Annotated in this window: 15 protein-coding genes; 3 read left to right on the top strand and 12 right to left on the bottom strand. The window is 39.0% G+C overall.

What is annotated here, in order from left to right; translation table 11 throughout:
* Positions 1-9: 9 nt before the first annotated feature.
* The 5 genes from AU255_RS05715 to AU255_RS20275 all read right to left on the bottom strand — a co-directional run bounded on the left by AU255_RS05715 (position 10) and on the right by AU255_RS20275 (position 6,988).
* Positions 10-987: an ABC transporter permease gene (locus tag AU255_RS05715; RefSeq protein ID WP_080521978.1), complete on the bottom strand. Its 978-nt coding sequence runs from the start codon at positions 985-987 to the stop codon at positions 10-12.
* On the bottom strand, positions 987-3,128 hold the full coding sequence (locus AU255_RS05710; protein ID WP_198942541.1) for an ABC transporter substrate-binding protein: 2,142 nt from the start codon (positions 3,126-3,128) through the stop codon (positions 987-989). Before AU255_RS05710 ends, AU255_RS05715 begins: the two co-directional genes overlap by 1 nt.
* A gap of 368 nt (positions 3,129-3,496) precedes the next feature.
* Positions 3,497-5,596: a polyphosphate kinase 1 gene (gene ppk1 / locus AU255_RS05705; RefSeq protein ID WP_080521977.1), complete on the bottom strand. Its 2,100-nt coding sequence runs from the start codon at positions 5,594-5,596 to the stop codon at positions 3,497-3,499.
* A 22-nt stretch (positions 5,597-5,618) separates the two neighbouring features.
* Positions 5,619-6,545 (bottom strand): 1-aminocyclopropane-1-carboxylate deaminase/D-cysteine desulfhydrase, encoded by a 927-nt coding sequence (locus AU255_RS05700; protein ID WP_080521976.1) that lies wholly within the window; start codon positions 6,543-6,545, stop codon positions 5,619-5,621.
* A gap of 287 nt (positions 6,546-6,832) precedes the next feature.
* Entirely contained in the window at positions 6,833-6,988 is a 156-nt protein-coding gene (locus AU255_RS20275) for a hypothetical protein (protein WP_198942540.1), read from the bottom strand.
* A 150-nt stretch (positions 6,989-7,138) separates the two neighbouring features.
* On the opposite strand from AU255_RS20275, the gene AU255_RS05695 reads away from it, so the two are divergent.
* Together AU255_RS05695 and AU255_RS05690 are read left to right on the top strand one after the other, a co-directional pair.
* A complete protein-coding gene (locus AU255_RS05695; RefSeq protein WP_080521975.1) occupies positions 7,139-7,522 on the top strand; it encodes a hypothetical protein in 384 nt (127 codons plus the stop codon).
* 127 nt (positions 7,523-7,649) lie between these two features.
* Complete coding sequence (locus tag AU255_RS05690; protein WP_080521974.1) at positions 7,650-8,432, top strand: enoyl-ACP reductase FabI; 783 nt, start codon at positions 7,650-7,652, stop codon at positions 8,430-8,432.
* 63 nt (positions 8,433-8,495) lie between these two features.
* On the opposite strand, the gene apbC is transcribed toward AU255_RS05690, so the two are convergent.
* Positions 8,496-9,587 carry an iron-sulfur cluster carrier protein ApbC gene (gene apbC / locus AU255_RS05685; protein WP_080521973.1) on the bottom strand — a complete coding sequence of 364 codons (1,092 nt, stop codon included), beginning with the start codon at positions 9,585-9,587 and terminating at the stop codon, positions 8,496-8,498.
* Between the two features lie 178 nt (positions 9,588-9,765).
* Between apbC and metG the strand changes: the two genes are divergently transcribed.
* Positions 9,766-11,784 (top strand): methionine--tRNA ligase, encoded by a 2,019-nt coding sequence (metG, locus tag AU255_RS05680; protein WP_080521972.1) that lies wholly within the window; start codon positions 9,766-9,768, stop codon positions 11,782-11,784.
* 167 nt (positions 11,785-11,951) lie between these two features.
* Here the strand turns inward: metG and AU255_RS05675 are convergent, their stop codons facing one another.
* The 6 genes from AU255_RS05675 to hxlA all read right to left on the bottom strand — a co-directional run bounded on the left by AU255_RS05675 (position 11,952) and on the right by hxlA (position 18,073).
* Entirely contained in the window at positions 11,952-12,935 is a 984-nt protein-coding gene (locus AU255_RS05675) for a transaldolase (protein WP_080521971.1), read from the bottom strand.
* A 372-nt stretch (positions 12,936-13,307) separates the two neighbouring features.
* Positions 13,308-13,967: a hypothetical protein gene (locus AU255_RS05670; protein ID WP_080521970.1), complete on the bottom strand. Its 660-nt coding sequence runs from the start codon at positions 13,965-13,967 to the stop codon at positions 13,308-13,310.
* A gap of 5 nt (positions 13,968-13,972) precedes the next feature.
* A complete protein-coding gene (locus tag AU255_RS20270; protein ID WP_198942539.1) occupies positions 13,973-14,674 on the bottom strand; it encodes a hypothetical protein in 702 nt (233 codons plus the stop codon).
* Positions 14,675-14,779: 105 nt separating this feature from the next.
* Positions 14,780-16,765, bottom strand: coding sequence for a transketolase (gene tkt, locus AU255_RS05660; RefSeq protein ID WP_080521969.1), 1,986 nt, complete (start codon positions 16,763-16,765; stop codon positions 14,780-14,782).
* Between the two features lie 121 nt (positions 16,766-16,886).
* Entirely contained in the window at positions 16,887-17,420 is a 534-nt protein-coding gene (gene hxlB, locus AU255_RS05655; protein WP_080521968.1) for a 6-phospho-3-hexuloisomerase, read from the bottom strand.
* A gap of 11 nt (positions 17,421-17,431) precedes the next feature.
* Complete coding sequence (hxlA, locus tag AU255_RS05650) at positions 17,432-18,073, bottom strand: 3-hexulose-6-phosphate synthase (protein WP_080521967.1); 642 nt, start codon at positions 18,071-18,073, stop codon at positions 17,432-17,434.
* Positions 18,074-18,300: the final 227 nt, after the last annotated feature.

The raw sequence follows: 18,300 nt of genomic DNA, 5'->3' as shown, positions 1-18,300 counted from the left end.
GCCAGATTTTCAAGATAAGCGCACGCGAGGATCGACTATGGTATAAGAAATATCGGTTAACAATAAGCCAATAATATAAAGCACAGACCCCAGAAAAACCATAGCTCTGACAATAGCAAAATCCTGACTGTTTATAGCATCAATAGTATAACTGCCTAAACCTGGAATACTGAAGAATGACTCGGTAATCAAACTGCCCATAAACAATAGCGGCAGCACGACCACTACGCCCGTTAAAATTGGAATCATGGCGTTTTTTAATACATGTTTAAATAATACCTGTGTTTCAGTCAGCCCTTTTGCACGCGCGGTACGCACATAATCCTGTTCTATTTCTTCTAAAAATAAAGTGCGATACCAGCGCGCCCCAGCTCCTACGCCAGACACTACGCTTATAAGTACCGGTAAAATAAGAAACTTATAAGCATTTATCCCGGTATCATAACCAGAAATCGGTACTAGCATCATTAGTTTTCCGACTACAAACTGGCCACCGATAATATAAAATAAAGAGGAGATCGACATAATAATGATACACAGCACGATGATGCTAAACTCCAGATAGCTTTGCCGAAACATAACCATCATTAAAGCAACACTGATATTAATCAATAAACCGACCACTAGAGTGGGTAAAGCAACAGCTAAGCTGGGCCACATTCGTTGCTGTATATCCTTGCCTATATTTCTGCCACTATCCGAAATACCAAAATCAAAAGCGAATAAGCGCAAAGATTTTTGATAAAAAATAGTGTTTGTAATTTTATCCACTCCCGCTTCATTTTGATTGATCAGTAGAGGCAAATTATAACCCCGTTGCTGCTTCCAGTTATCTATCGCCTTTGCTGTGACATGCTTCTGGCCCAATTGCATTCTCGCCATATCATCAGGACTATTTACAATAAAGAACAAAACAAAGGTCAGGATATTAACCCCCAATAATAAAGGAAAAGCATATAAAAAACGCCGCAGAATATAGTTAAACATTATTTAATAGTCTCCTTGGCACGTCGTTGAAAACTTCGAACCGCAGGTAGAACTAACAGGACTATTAAAAAAACTACCAACACAATCGGCCATAAAACTGGCTGATTCCACTGTTTGCGCAAAATTTCACGTTGTTTCGGATCTATACGCTGATATTTTAATTTATTATTAGCCATTAAATTAGGCTTTAAATTGTAGTACCAGTTATGAGATAAGGAAAAACTTTTGGGATGAAACCCATAAACCCACGGTGCATCATGGCGAATTATTTCCTGCATTTCTTTGACCATAGCTAAACGTTCCGGGGTATTTTCCATATAACTCATTTGCTTAAATAAACGATCAAAATCCCTGTTTTGATAATTTACCGCATTTTCTCCACCATGCGTAACTTTGCCATTCGGACCATATAAAAGGAAAAAGAAGTTTTCCGGATCAGGGTAATCCGCATTCCAGCCCCACATAAAAATTTGCGCATTACCATTGAGCATTTTCTGCTGGAAACGATTGTAGTCGGTTGCTCTAATAACTAATTGTATGCCTAATTTAGAAAATTGCTTACGATACCAGTTCAGACGCGCTCTATCATCAGGGCCACTGGCTGCTGTATCTAAATATAAAATCAGGGCTTCACCGGTTTTTTTATCAATACCCTCCGCATAACCCGCTTCCTGCATTAACTGCATGGCCGTCTGCAAAGGTTTGCGCCGTGCCTGCTTACCATCCCAGTCATAGACGTAAGGATTAATACCCTGCTCTCCAGCATGAAAACCAAAAATTTCAGGTGGAATCACACCGTGCGCCGCGACACCACGCCCATTCATAAAAATAGAAATATATTCTTCATAATCTATAGCAATAGAAATAGCGAGGCGTAACTTACGCGCCTGTTCGCTATCGCCGCCAACGACCGAGTCGAGCATATTAAAGCCCATATAAAAAATTGAACTGGTAACTACGGTTTGTAATTGTATGCCTTTATCCTGCATTGAAGGTGTCAAACCAAGCTCGCCACCTCCTGTAAATTGCACAGCCTGATCAAAACTATCTGATGCGATACCCGAGGCGTCGTAATAACCCTGGAGAAACTTATTCCAGTAAGGAATCGTTTCCTTTTCCAATTGATAAACAGCCTTATCAATTAAAGGCAAGCGCTTTCCAGCATCTTGTAACAGACCTTTTTCTTTGTCACCTGGCTCACCTTCTTGCGGATAAAAAGCGGCATGATAATTTGGATTTTTAAGCATAACCATGCGCAGATTTGGGTTATTTTCCTCAAGCATAAAAGGACCGGTACCCAACGGCTGCCAATCCAGCGTTATATTTTTATCAATCAAGCCTTGCTGACTGTAAAAGGCATCCGCCTCCCAAGGCATAGGCGCAAAAAATGGCATCGCCAGCCAATAAATAAATTGCGGATATTTACCTTTAATACGTATTTTATAACGGTATTTATCTAACACTTGTACACCACTAATCGCATAATCTTCTAGCGCTAGAAGTGGTTTATCTTTTATCGTTACTGCATAATCATCCAAACCGGCAATATATTGCTTCATTAGCTCGTTAATAGGTGAGGAAATTTGAGGGTGCACCAGTCGTTTAATCTGATGTACGTAGTCTGCAGCAGTTAATTCGCGTGTTCCAGTCCGGGTAAAATCGCTGAGCACATTGATATCAGACAGTTGCGTTTGCTTTAACTTATGATATAAGTACTCGCCCTTTTGATTTCTGGCCAGGGCAGCATGAGGTTGAAATTTAATACCCGGCTTGATCTCAATAATATAATCGGAAAAAGCGATTTCATCTGCGGGTGCGTCCATGGCTAATTCCTTTTCCGAACTATCCATATAAGTAACCTCAGGCATTTGAGTGGCTGTTAACGGCTCAAGCTCATAAGGGCGTTTCAAATAATGATACTGAAAAGGTGGTTCATAGATTTGACCTATAAATGTATATTCATTGGAACTATAGGACTTTGCAGGATCTAAATGCCGTGGGCGTTCTGAAAATGACGAATACAAAACAGACTGATTTTTTTCTGCAGATGCCGGATAAGGGCTGTTAAGTACCAGATCATTACAGGCAGATAAACTTGAGAAGCTTAAAATAAAAAAGACGATTTTAAATAGGTAAGTCACTGTAAAGGAATTTTTATTTGTAATATGTATACTTCGCACGGCCACGGTTGCGGTTTCCTATCGGCCGCTTTTTGCAGATAGCTGCGTTACTGAAACAATTGCGTAGCTAGCTATGCGCCTGTTTCAGCGCCTTGCTCTCAACAAAAATCGACTCGTTATAAAATCCGCAACCGTCACCGCGCGAAGTATACATCTAAGATAGAAAGAACTTTACCAAATAGTTCCAATATCATACAGTGAAAATTTATCAGCTCTACTTTGTGAGGACTTATTTTCAGGATGCTTGTGTAAAAACTTAAGCTCTGAAGAAATTAATAAGATACTTTCTATAAGCAAAAAACTGATAGCTCAACCCTGCACGCAGAAATTTAGTTAGCAGAGTACTGTTCCATCAATGCCTTTTGAACTTGATAAACGTCTCCCTCAGCTACGCTCTGTATATAACTGCCATCACTTTGCATTATCCATGAACTCGCATTATCTTTTAAATATGCAGCCAGATCATCCAGGATCCGAGTTTTTAATTGCTTTTTTTCGATCGGAAAACAGGCCTCGACTCGATTGAACATATTACGACTCATGACATCCGCACTAGCGCAATAAACCTCTGGATCTCCACCATTCTCAAACATATAGACGCGAGTATGCTCTAAAAACCTTCCTATAATGGAACGTACTTCTATATTTTCAGAAACGCCTTTAATACCCGGTCTTAATGAACAAATACCACGCACAATTAATTTAACCTCAACTCCTGACTGAGAAGCCCGGTATAAAGCCTGAATTAGTTTATCTTCAACAACCGAATTTACTTTAAAAATAATTTTTGCAGGCTTACCTTTTTTGGCAATTCCAATCTCTCTTTCAATTTTTTCCAATAAACCCTTATGTAAAGTAAATGGAGACTGCAACAATTTATTTAACTTAGTCACCTTTCCCAGGCTAGTCAACTGGACAAATATTTTTCTTACATCCTCGCCTAACTCATGATTATTCGAAAACAAGCCGTAATCTGTGTAAAATCGTGCGGTATTAGGGTGATAATTACCGGTTCCCAAGTGCACATAATCCTTAAATTGCTTACCTTCTTTACGCACTACTAAACACATCTTAGCGTGGGTCTTATACCCGACTACACCATACACCACATGGACTGCTGCATCTTGTAATTTTGCAGCCAGGGTAATATTAGCCTTCTCATCAAAGCGCGCGCGTAACTCAATAACCACCGTGACTTCTTTACCTGCCTGTGCTGCTTTTAACAAAGCATTCACTATAGGTGAATCAGTACTGGTTCGATACAGTGTTTGTTTAATTGCCAAAACATCAGGGTCTTGAGCGGCCTGGCGGATAAATTCAACTACTGGTGCAAAAGACTCATAGGGATGATGCAACAAAATATCCTGATTTTTAATCGCATCAAAATAGTTCTTATTACGCCCTAGCTGACTAGGCGTTGACGGTGTATAAGGTGGAAATTTTAATTCAGGACGGTCTACCAGACTTGATATTTCTTGTACGCGGCTTAAATTAACCGGGCCATTCACTAAAAAAACTTGATCTTCAGTAATGCCAAAGCGTTTTGCTAGAAATTCAACCGTCCCTTCAGTACAGTCAGCATCAATTTCCAAACGCACTTCATCACCGTAATTACGCATGGCTAATTCACCTTCTACAGCATTCAGTAAATCATCAATAGCATCATCATCGACAAAAAGATCGCTATTTCGTGTCACTCTAAACTGATGGCAACATTTAACCGTCATGCCATTGAATAATTCATCAACAAAAGCATGAATAATAGATGATAAAAATACAAAGTCATATTGACCGCTACCTGTTTCTTCGCTCGGTAGCTGGATAATTCTCGGTAAAGCTCTTGGAGCTTGTAAAATCGCACGTCCACTATTACGCCCAAAGGCATCTTTTCCGGTTAAAGAAATAATGAAATTTAAACTTTTATTTAATATCCGGGGAAACGGGTGCGCTGAATCCAGGCCAACTGGCGTTAAAATGGGCAATAACTCTTCGTGAAAAAATATTTTCAACCATTCCCTTTGTTTATCCGTCCACTTATGCCGACGAATAAAACGAATGTTTTCCTTGGCTAACTGCGGGATAAGTAATTCATTTAGTACTCGATATTGCTCACTCACAAATTCATGTGCTTTTGGTGCAATTGCATCCAGTTGCTCTTGTGCATTCAAGCCATCACTCATGGTTGCACACGGATCTATGCTAGCTAATTGAATAACACTAGCGACTCTGACCTCATAAAACTCATCTAAATTAGAGCAAGAAATACATAAATAATTTAAACGCTCCAGTAAAGGCAAGTCTTCATTTTTTGCTTGCGCCAAAACACGGACATTAAACTCCAAAAGACTCAATTCACGATTAAAATATAGTGACGGATCACTTAAATTAATTTCATCTAGCACTTCAGTATTTTCTGTATTTTCTGCCATTGTTTTATATACCCGTTTCCTTTTAGCCTGAATATTTAGTTGTAAAACCTCTATTACCTTGCAATCCCCCTGTATGGAGTGCAATAATTTTTTGTCCGGATGTAAAGTAGCCTTGTCTTATTAAATCATAAATCCCATAGAGCATTTTCCCCGTATACACAGGCTCTAATTTTATACTATGCGTTTGCTCAAACTGTTGTATAAAAAAACCTAGAGCAGGTGTTATTTTTGCGAAACCACCAAAGTGATATTGTAAATGAATCAACCAGTCAACATCATGACAGTCAGTGTGCTTTAATAACGTTTTTACCTCATCAGCTAGAAAATCTGCTCCCTTTAAGGCAGCAAAGCCATGTACTCTTTTATTTGCGGGCACTGCACTGATAAGTCCGGCCAGGGTAGTTGCAGTACCACAGGGCACACAAAGCACATCATAAGCTATATCAATTTCATCGACTAATTCAGCAACACCTTGTAATGCCAACTCTATAGATCCCCCTTCAGGCAGCCAATACTCAGCAGGTATTAATGATGGCAAAAATCTATTTTGCTTATACGTTCTGAGTTGACGATACTCACTACGCGAGACAAACTCCAAAGACATGCCCCATTCAGACATATCTAATAAACTTGGATTCAAAACCTCAGGTCGCTCACCACGAATTTTTCCTTGCGTTTCTATACCTAATTTGTTGCCAACATAAGCCAGGGCATGCAAATGATTAGAATAAGCTCCTCCCATAGAAATTATCTTTCGCGTATTTAATGATAAGGCGTGATCCAGAATATATTTTAATTTACGCCATTTATTACCCGAAATAACAGGATGTAATAAATCATCTCGCTTTAACCAAAGCTCTATTCCTCGCTCTTGTATAAATGGTTCGTCAATTTTGTCTAACCTTGACACACCCAATTTGTACTCTAGCTCAATAAGTTGTTGATTCATTAAGCACTTGATACCTTAAGTCCATACAAATGAATATATTAACATGGAAAATTTAATAACCCATATGAATAAAGCCATGAGCCAGTTAACAACGAGATTTTAACTTAATCACGTCATCAAGACAGTTTTTTCTCAAGCAAAAAAAAGCCCCCTATACCAAAAGGTAAAGAGGGCAAGATAAAGAGCATTGAATACTTTTTCACACGAGGAAGGCTAAAAAACTAAAGTGCTAAATCATATTTCTGCCTAAGTTCAAGGCTGCTATAGGGTTTCAGCTTAAATAAATTCTATAACTTAGATAACTCAGCTTTTGTGGTGATATTGCTCAAAACAGTTGCACTAGCAAATAATACCGTTGATATAATAAACTGGCCTGTAATGAAGCCCCACAGTCCGGCAACAAATAAAGTAGCAGTTGTTATGTCTCTATTAAGGTTTGTCATGTTAATATCCTGTTAAAATACGCTGTGAAAAGGCTAAATGTTGACCTTTCATTTGCTAGCTATTTTACGCTGCAATAAATTAAACAACAATATACTCATTTTCAAACTTATTGTTTCCAATTTTAGAACAAAAGAATTTTATTCCCCTCTATGTTAGAAGAAGATATCAGCTTAGAAGAAAGAACGACGGATGCCTACGAGAAACTTATCGATAATATGCCTTCTATAGGTTTTATTAATCGCAAAAAAAGAATAAAGGCCTATATACAACTTACCGAAATAGCGCAATATATGATTAACAGCGAAGAAATAACTGCAGAAAGTGCTCTCTATATTTTCTCTGTTATGATGCGCAAATGCTCTGATTTTCAAAAGGCCACGATGATGACAGCGCTTAGCTTACAGTCTATCGGAAAAAACGTCTTTTCACCCATCGGTTTAGAGTTCATTTTAGAAGTGCGACGCAATCTAAACTTGCCTTCTACTCATCACAGTGATGATGAAATTGTAGTCACTGAGGATAAAATTGATTAAAGACCGATTTACTTGCAGCGATGTCTTTTTCCAGGCACTTAAATGCTTTGACTAAAACTGGATTTCTGAACACTGCTCATAGATACTTAACAAACAACACTTTTTAACACTCACTGGAGAAATAAAAATGGGATTTATGCAAGGCAAACGCGTATTAATTGTTGGTTTGGCCAGCAACCGCTCAATTGCTTGGGGCATTGCTCAAGCGATGTACCGCGAAGGTGCCGAACTCGCCTTTACGTTTCAAAATGATAAATTACAGGGCCGCGTAGAGAAGATGGCTGCAGAATGTGATTCTAATATCACTATTGAATGTGATGTCAGTAGTGACGAGCAAATTGACAAGGTATTCACCGAATTGGGTAAACAATGGGATGGACTGGATTGTATTGTGCATTCTGTCGCTTTTGCACCTCGTGAAGCACTGGATGGTGATTTTGTCTCTGCGACAACACGCGAAAACTTTAGGATTGCCCACGATATAAGCTCATACAGCTTTACCGCTTTAGCGAGTGCAGGACGAGAAATGATGGCGGGGCGTAATGGTTCACTACTGACTCTTAGCTATCTGGGCGCTGAACGTGCAATTCCTAACTACAATGTCATGGGAGTTGCTAAAGCAAGTCTGGAAGCCAATGTACGTTATATGGCCGTTGCCTTAGGCGCTGAAGGAACAAGAGTTAACGCTGTTTCTGCGGGGCCTATTAAAACATTAGCTTCTGCCGGTATTAACAATTTCAAGTCAATGTTAAGCAAAGCCGCCGATACTGCACCTTTAAAGAAAAATGTCACCATTGAAGAAGTCGGCAATGTAGCTGCGTTTCTCTGCTCTGATTTAGCTTCAGGTGTCACAGGCGAAATCACTTATGTAGACTGTGGTTACAATATTGCAGGGATTGCCGCATCCTGATAGATATCCCTTTTGACTTATACTTCGCACGCTCATCGCGCGAAGTATAAGACTATCCAGTCTTTAAGTATTCTGCACAACAATATTAGGGAATTTACTACTATAATCTTTACTTTTCAGTGCTAATTTAGCAGACATTTTGCGCGCAATTTCTTTATAGATTTCAGTTGCTCGGCCATTAGGATCAGCTACAACCGTGGGCCTTCCACTGTCAGCAAACTGGCGTATATGTATATCCAGTGGTAGAGAGCCTAACAACTCTAAATTATTTTTCTCAGCCATCGCCATCCCGCCACCCGAGCCAAAAATAGCTTCTTCATGGCCACATTCGCTGCAGATATGCATACTCATATTTTCCACAATACCTAAAACAGGAACATTGACTTTTTCAAACATCCCTAAACCACGCTGCGCATCGATTAGCGCTATATCCTGGGGCGTAGTCACGATAACAGCGCCACTGACTGGAATTTGCTGTGACAGTGTCAGCTGAATATCTCCAGTCCCTGGTGGTAAATCAACAATCAGATAATCTACATTCGACCAGTTGGTATCATTTAATAATTGCTGCAAGGCATTAGTTACCATAGGGCCTCTCCAGATCATTGGCTGGTCTGGCTCGATTAAATAGCCAATTGAAATAGTCTGGATACCATAAGAAACTTTTGGCATCATGGTTTTATTATCCTGACTTTCAGGGTAACCCGATAAACCGAGCATAGTTGGGATACTTGGACCATAAATATCAGCATCCAGAATACCCACATTAGCCCCCTCTGCCGCCAGAGCCAAAGCAAGGTTTACTGAAGTTGTAGATTTACCAACGCCACCTTTACCCGATGCAATAGCGATAATGTTTTTTATATTGGCAATAGGTTTAAGATTATTCTGTACACCATGTGTAACAATATTAACAATAATATTGACATCCGCTGAACTGACACCTTCGAGTGCTAAAATTTGGTCGGTAATTTGCAGCTTGAACCCATCAATAAAACTTTTTGCTGGATAGCCTAATTCTATATTAACCAGCACATGCCCACCATGGACATCAATTGATTTTACTGAATGCGCACTCATTAAGTCAGTTTCAACATTTGGATCAATAATATTTTTTAATAAGTCTTCTATATCTGCTTTTTCAATCATCGACATTTTAGCTACTCCATCGCAGCAGTGTTATAAATAAGTTAATAACCTAGTATTTTACTAGGTTATTGTGTAACTTTCTAGTTTTCCTGTTCAATATCAGATTTCAGCTCGAAATAATAAACTAATTTATGCCATAATAACTGATTATTTTGCCACAAATCCTAAACAGACTTAATTCGTTATGCCACATCGAAAAATTCTTATCACCAGTGCACTGCCCTATGCCAATGGACCTATCCACTTAGGCCATTTAGTCGAATATATACAGACTGACATCTGGTCTCGTTTTCAAAAACAACGTGGCAATCAATGCTACTACGTGTGTGCTGATGATGCCCATGGCACGCCTATTATGCTAAAAGCTGACCGTGAAGGCATTAAACCTGAAGAATTAATTGCCCAAGTTGGTATAGAACATTTAAGTGACTTTATAGAATTTGGCATTCAGTTTGATAACTATCACAGCACTCATTCAGAAGAAAACAAGTATTTTTCCAGTTTAATTTATGAACGCCTTCGCGATGATGGTCATATTACTTCACGGAATATTACCCAGGCTTACGATCCAGTTAAAAAAATGTTTTTACCTGATCGTTTTATTAAAGGCGATTGTCCAAAATGTAATGCTAAAGATCAATACGGTGATAATTGCGAGTCTTGTGGAGCCACATACTCACCTAACGAACTAAAAAACGCGATTTCTGCAGTCTCAGGTGAAAAACCTATAGAAAAAGACTCAATACATTATTTTTTCAAACTCGCTGATTTTAATGAAATGCTCAAAACATGGACGACTACTGAGGGCCATTTACAGGCAGAAGTCAGTAATAAACTAGCTGAATGGCTAGAAAGTGGTCTACAGGAATGGGACATATCGCGCGATGCTCCTTATTTTGGCTTTGAAATCCCTGATGCTCCAGGCAAATATTTTTATGTCTGGCTAGATGCTCCAATCGGGTATATGGCTAGTTTTAAAAACTTCTGCTCTAAACAAAATCTCGATTTTGATGAGTTTTGGGGAAAGGATAGCAAAGCAGAGTTATATCATTTTATTGGTAAAGATATTATCTACTTCCATGCCTTATTTTGGCCGGCAATGCTAGCAGGGGCAAATTTTAGAACCCCTAGCGCAGTCTTTGCACATGGATTTCTAACCGTTAACGGTGAAAAAATGTCTAAATCGCGCGGTACTTTTATCAAAGCTCGTACTTATTTAGACCACTTGAATCCTGAATATTTACGTTATTATTTTGCAGCTAAACTCAGTTCAGGTGTTGATGATATTGATTTGAGTTTTGAAGACTTTACTCAGCGAGTAAATTCCGACCTAGTGGGCAAAGTCGTTAACATAGCTAGCCGCTGTAGTGGATTTATCAAAAAACGTTTTGATGATCAATTATCTGCTCATTGTTCAGAACCTGAATTATTCCAACAATTCACTCTTGCAAGTGAAGAAATCGCTGCTTTATATGAATCACGCGAATACGGAAAAGCGATGCGTGAAATTATGGCTCTCGCCGATAAAGCTAATCAATACATAGATGAGAAAAAACCTTGGCTAGTTGCCAAAGAGGATGGAAAAGATCGGGAATTACACGATATTTGCTCTATGGGTATTAACCTGTTCCGCTTATTAGTCGCTTATTTAAAACCAGTACTTCCAGTATTAGCAATTGAAAGTGAAGATTTTTTAAATATCCCTGAACAGTCCTGGCCCAGTGCAGCTGAGCCTTTACTAGACCATAAAATAAAGACTTTTAAAGCTTTAATGACAAGGGTAGACGAAACAAAAATTGCTGCCATAGTAGAAGACTCCAAAGAAAACCTGCAAAAAATAGCTGAACCAGTAGCAAACAAGTTTGATCCGATTGCGGATGAAATCGAATTTGATGATTTTGCAAAAATTGATTTGCGCATCGCTAAAATCATTAAAGCTGAACACGTAAAAGGTGCCAACAAGTTATTACAATTAACTGTTGATATTGGCGATGAAACCAGAAATGTTTTTGCGGGCATTAAATCGGCCTATCAACCCGAAGATCTAGAAGGCAAATTAACGGTAGTCGTCGCCAATTTAAAGCCACGTAAAATGAAGTTTGGTCTGTCTGAAGGTATGGTTCTTGCTGCAGGACCAGGTGGCGAAGAATTATGGGTGCTCCACCCGGATGATGGAGCCATTGCCGGAATGAGAGTTAAGTAAGCATATAGTAAAGCTTGAGTTAAATTTTGCTATGCAGCAATAAAAATGTAAACCAATAAATCTCTATCTGCACTACTGTTAGCCATCTACTGGAAATCTACACTTTTCTTTCAGACATAAAAAAGGCCTACGTTGTAGGCCTTTTCCTAGATGACTTAATTAAACTATTAAGCTTCTAATTCAGCAAGACGAGCTGCCAATACCTCTTCTAAAAGTATAAGTGCTTTTTCAAAGCCTGTAATACCTTCTTTAAGTTTTTCTGTTGCCATACGGTTTTCAGCATGCATTTTATCAAATGTCGCTTTATCAACATTGATTTCTGCAATATTCATAGCTTGTGCTTTAACAGCATCTAGCTTGATAGGCAATACACCTTCAGTTGATTGCAATTCATCCAGTAATCCTGGAGAAATCGTTAATAAATCACATCCAGCTAATTCAGTAATTTCACCAATATTACGGAAGCTTGCACCCATAACTTCAGTTTTAAAACCGAATTTTTTGTAATAGTTGAAAATTTCAGTTACTGAAACCACACCAGGATCTTCAGCTGGCTCGTATGAATCACGACCAGTATCTTTTTTATACCAGTCTAGAATACGTCCAACAAAAGGAGAAATCAAAGTAATGCCATTTTCAGCACATGCGATTGCCTGATGTAAGCCGAATACCAATGTTAAATTAGTATGGATTCCTTCTTTTTCCAGCACTTTAGCTGCCTGAATCCCTTCCCATGTAGCTGCAACTTTAATCAGGATACGCTTACGATCTATACCAGCAGCTTCGTATTGCGCAATTAAATCACGACCTTTAGCAATCGTAGCATCTGTGTCATAAGATAAACGAGCGTCAACTTCTGTAGAAACTCGACCCGGAACGATTTCAAGAATTTTTAAACCGAAAGATACTGCTAAACGGTCAAATGCCAATCCTACAACTTCAGATGCAGAAGCGGAGGCACCAAGCGTCGTACGAGCTGCTTTCAAAGTATCATCAACAATACCTTGATATTGTGGCATTTGTGCAGCAGCAGTAATCAATGAAGGATTCGTCGTAGCATCACGTGGTGTAAATTTTTCAATTGCACCGATATCGCCTGTGTCAGCGACAGCAACAGTTACTGCTTTAAGTTGGTCTAAGTAATTAGCCATTGTTAGATACCTTTAAATATTGTAATTATAGTTAAAATAAGTCAACACATTTTAAAACTGCGTTAACGGATACTGATTAGCTTTGAAATCTTTGCTATTTACCAAATTTGTAAAAATTCCACCCGGGACGGCTGCCTCTTCACAAAAATTGTACTATTCATAATGAAATTGTATCTTAGAGACATACAAGCAATAAAAAAGCTGTCGCAGAGGTTAAATCTGTTTTCCTTAATATACGACGAAATTAAGGAAAACAGATTTTAATATGGCATGAGATAAAGCTATACATTGTATTTGTTACTTTCGGCCTGGTAGCCGAAAGTAATTTATACAAAGCAATTTATCCTGTAAGGAACTTACAGGATAAACTAATTAGGCAACTGCCTGTTTTCCTGCAACTATTTGTTTTGCAATATACTTTGCAACACTGCTAGTCAACATTGTAGGTCTGCTTTCTAAATATCTCGTCACACTTGACGGTGGAATAATGACCTTCACTGGCTTATTTTTATCCGCTAGAGACTTATTAATCACATATCTATCAACACTACTTACCTGCGCATCAACACGATTAAACAAATATCTTGAAACACCAGTAATAACAGGTTTATTTTCAATTAAATTTGATACATATTTTGCAACACCGGTTACAGTTCCAGCTGCTTCTTGAGCCTCTCTTATGGCTTGTGCCTGACTCTCAACATACCTAGCCACACCACTTAATTTTTCATTTTCTGCACTCATCAAGCTCTCCTCTATTTTTCTTAGTTCTATCGTCTCATTAATGCGGGCATTTATCACGTCCTTTTCAGCTCTAGTAAGTTCTACCGATCTAGCATTATGAGTATTTATATACTCACCAACGCCACTTAACTTTTTCGAATAGCTACCATGCTCAACAGGTTTACTGGTTTGAGTTTGTATATATTTAGCTACACTAGTTAATCCTTCATTTGATGATTCTTCTAAATCATCACGATAGATATCTTGTCTAGTTTGTTTGCTGGAAAAAATACCTGATAAAAATCCCATATTAATTATCCCCGATTTTGGTTGCGCATGTATTTTTCTACACCAGTTACTTTTTCAGAAGCTGCTTGTTTTGCGGCTACAACTCTTCTTGCAACGTATTTTGCAACGCCTGATTTAGGTGCAGACTGGTTTGCTTGTAAATATTTATCAACACTAGAAAGTTTGGGTACCTTATTCTGCAAGTATTTAGCTACGCCACTGTCACCATTAGCATTACGAAAATTTCCTGAATGAGTCTGTCTTCTTGATACAACAGTTTTTTTAGGTTTAGCAGTCCCTTTGGATTGTTTACTATAAAGGAAAAAAGCAACGCCCAAGACAACAATAGCAAACAATGGATTCATTGATGATTCCTCTGCTACCGCCTTATTTTCTTCTGCAGCATAAGCCACTTTTTCGGTAGACTTTTTTAGTGGAACCGATTTACTTGGTATTGATCCAGCATTATGCTTGTAATCTTTATCGATATATAACACTTCAGGTTGAAAAGTCGCTGCAGGATAATTTGCATCTGCTTTTGATTTTTCACTACTTGAAGAATTACTGGTAGCGTTAGATGATTCAGAACTTTGATGTTGATAACTTTCATCTTGATAGACAACCTTGGGTTGAAAATCAGCTGCCGGATATTGAGTACCTGCCGTCACGAAAGGACTGGCAAGTAACAAGGCAGTAAATATGCCTTTCTTTATATTATTTTTTTTCACGCAATTCACCTATAGGTAGTAAGAAACGAATCAAGCCACTGATCAAGTATAACTAATCAGTGGCTATTCGTAAATGAGGTAAAACTACTTCAATACGTATTTAGATTATAAAACTTCTTTTACAGTCTTAACAACGTTTTCAACTGTAAAGCCGAAGTATTCCATCAATACCCCACCTGGTGCAGATTCACCAAATGTATCGATACCAACAACACCACCTTCCAGGCCAACATATTTACGCCAGAAGTCAGTTACACCCGCTTCAATTGCAACACGTTTAACGCCTGGAGTTAAGACGCTATCTTTGTACGCTTGATCTTGACGATCAAACACGTTAGTGGATGGCATAGAAACAACACGTGCATGGATTCCCTCAGCTGCCAAAGCTTCTTGAGCCTTAGCGGCCAAATCAACTTCAGAACCTGTTGCAATTAAGATAACCTGTGCATTACCTTTAGCTTCTGATAACACATATGCACCTTTGCGCATAGCTGCAAAATCAGCAACATCATGTTTACGACCAGGAATACCTTGACGACTTAATACTAAGCTAGATGGGCCATCTAAACGCTCAACAGCCGCAGTCCAGGCAACAGCAACTTCAACAGAATCTGCAGGGCGCCATACATCCATATTAGGAATGTAACGCATTGCAGATGTATTTTCAATAGGTTGATGAGTAGGACCGTCTTCACCTTGACCGATAGAGTCATGAGTTAAAACAGCAACCGTACGGATTTTCATCAATGCAGCCATGCGGAACGCGCTTTTTGCATAGTCAGAGAACATATGAAAAGTACCACCGAATGGCATTAAACCACCGTGCAGTGCCATACCGTTCATGATCCCGTACATACCAAATTCACGTACACCATAAGAGATGTAGTTACCTGGTTTCTTACCATCGACATGCGTAAAACTTGCACAACTGGTTAGATTTGAACCTGTTAAATCTGCAGAACCACCCAAGAATTCTGGTAATACAGGTGCTAATGCAGCGATAATTTTTTGCGATGCTTGACGAGAAGCTAATGATTCTGCTTTTTCGTTAGTATCAGCAATCATTGCATCAGTTGCTGCTTTCCAGTTTGCAGGTAATTGTTTCTCCATACGACGTTTGAATTCTGCCGCTAACTCTGGAAATTCTTTTGCATAGGCTGCAAATTTAGCATCCCAGCTTTTTTCAGCCGCCTTACCTTTTTCTTTGCCATCCCAACCTGCATAAATATCCGCAGGAATTTCAAACGGAGCTGACTCCCAGCCTAACTCTTTACGAGTAAGTGCAACCTCTTCATCACCCAAAGCCGCACCATGACAATCATGGCTACCGCTCTTATTAGGTGAACCGAAACCAATAATTGTTTTACAACAAATTAGAGAAGGCTTATCAGTTACTTTTTTAGCGGCTTCAATAGCCGCATTGATTGCATCTGAGTCATGCCCATCTATCGATTGTACATGCCATTGATACGCTTCAAAACGTTTAACCGTGTCATCAGTATACCAGGCATCAATATGACCATCGATTGAGATGTTGTTATCATCCCAAAAAGCAATTAATTTACCTAAGCCCCAGGTACCGGCTAATGAACATGCCTCATGCGAAACACCTTCCATTAAACATCCATCACCCAAAAAAACATAGGTATTATGATCAACAATGTCATGACCCGGTTTATTGAATTGATTCGCCATGAGCTTCTCAGCCATTGCGAAACCAACTCCGTTTGTGACGCCTTGGCCTAGAGGACCTGTTGTTGTTTCAATACCAGGTGCATATCCATACTCAGGGTGACCCGCACATTTTGAGTGTAATTGACGGAATGTTTTCAATTCATCCATAGGCAGGTCATAGCCTGTCAAATGTAGTAACGAATAAATTAACATTGAACCATGACCATTTGATAAAACAAAACGGTCGCGATCAGCCCATTCAGGATTCGTCGGGTTATGTTTTAAATGATCATTCCACAATACTTCGGCGATATCCGCCATACCCATAGGTGCACCAGGATGACCTGATTTTGCTTTTTGAACAGCATCCATGCTTAAAGCGCGTATGGCGTTCGCAAGTTCTCTACGCGAAGACATATTGTTCTCCAGAGTTTTTTTTAATTATTAAACGAAAAATAGACATGAGATTTCTTCATGTCTATTTGTGTGATTTTGTCTAGCAATAAAAAAACGAGTGGCTTTGCCACTCGTTTTTTTGTTATTCCATGTTAGCGTGTCTTTCTCTCATTATTTCTTCAGGAATACCCTTATCATGAATGATATGGGAAATAGTCGCTTCCAAAAATAATAATGTTGACAATTCAAATACAGTTCCCATTGGCATACCCTTAACTTTGGAATACATCTCCGGAGTACCAATCTGGAACACGCCATCAGCTAAATCACCGATAGTCGAATCGCCTTTTGCTGAGATCAACATAATATCAGCGCCAACACCTTTCGCTTTCTTTGTAAAGGCAATCAATTGTTCAGTTTCACCTGAGCCCGAAATAATGATTAATAAATCACCTTGTTTAATGCTTGGCGTGACAATTTCACCTACAACACTAACGTCGTAACCGCTGTGCACCAATCTCATGGCGAAAAAGTTACCCACAAGTTTAGAACGACCAGCTCCCGCAAGAAAAATACGATTTGCTTTATCAAGCATTGTCGTCAACTTTTCATCATAAGAATCATCAGTTGCTGAAAGAATGCTTGTTAGTTTATCTACGACAAGTTGTTGATGCATAATATTAACCCTTATGCAGCGTCAACTAATTCACGAATTTCGCGAGCCGCTTCTGCTGGAGATGCTGCACCGTAGATAGCTGCACCAACAACAATAATGTCTGCGCCTGCACGTACTACGTCTTGAACTGTAGACTGGTTAATACCACCTGCAACTGAAACACGAACACTTAAGCCTAGGTCCGCAATTAATGCCAAGTCATTGAAAGGTGTATGACCAGCAGCTTGTGCATCAAGACCAGTATGCACACCAACGATTTGTGCGCCAGCTTCTGCACATGCTCTTGCACAAGCGGCTTTATCGTCAACATTAATTAAATCAATTTGTGCCTCTGCGCCATGTGCGTTTGCAGCTTTAATAACACCCGTGCATGTCGCTAAACCTGAAACACCTAATACCGTACAGATATCAGCACCTGCCGCATAGAAAGGAGTTGCCTCATACTCTCCGGCATCCATTGTTTTAAGGTCAACTAAAAGTAAATGATTTGGAAATCTAGCTCTTAATTCTTTTACTAAGTTAACACCATTGTGTTTGATACATGGTGTACCGATCTCGAAGATATCAACAGAATCAGCTACTTGCTCAGCAAGTGCAACAGTTGCGTCGAAATCTAGTGAATCTAATGCCATTTGAATTAATGGTGTTGCCATGTTATGTACTCCGATTTAGTTATAATTTTGTTACATACTTTTATTTTTATGCGGACAGAACTTTAAAACAGAAAGCAGTCTAATGTCAAACTCTAATGCCTGCATTAAAGTTTTAACTAACCTCCAATCGCTCTATTCACACACCTTTTAAGCTTAGCTTAAGCCTTTTTCTCACTGTATAATTTTATTCTTCTTCTTTATAAACAGTAAGTCACACTATTTACCTA

This window comes from Methyloprofundus sedimenti (assembly GCF_002072955.1).
Taxonomy (GTDB): Bacteria; Pseudomonadota; Gammaproteobacteria; order Methylococcales; family Methylomonadaceae; genus Methyloprofundus; species Methyloprofundus sedimenti.
This window is presented reverse-complemented; position numbering and strand designations above follow the sequence as displayed.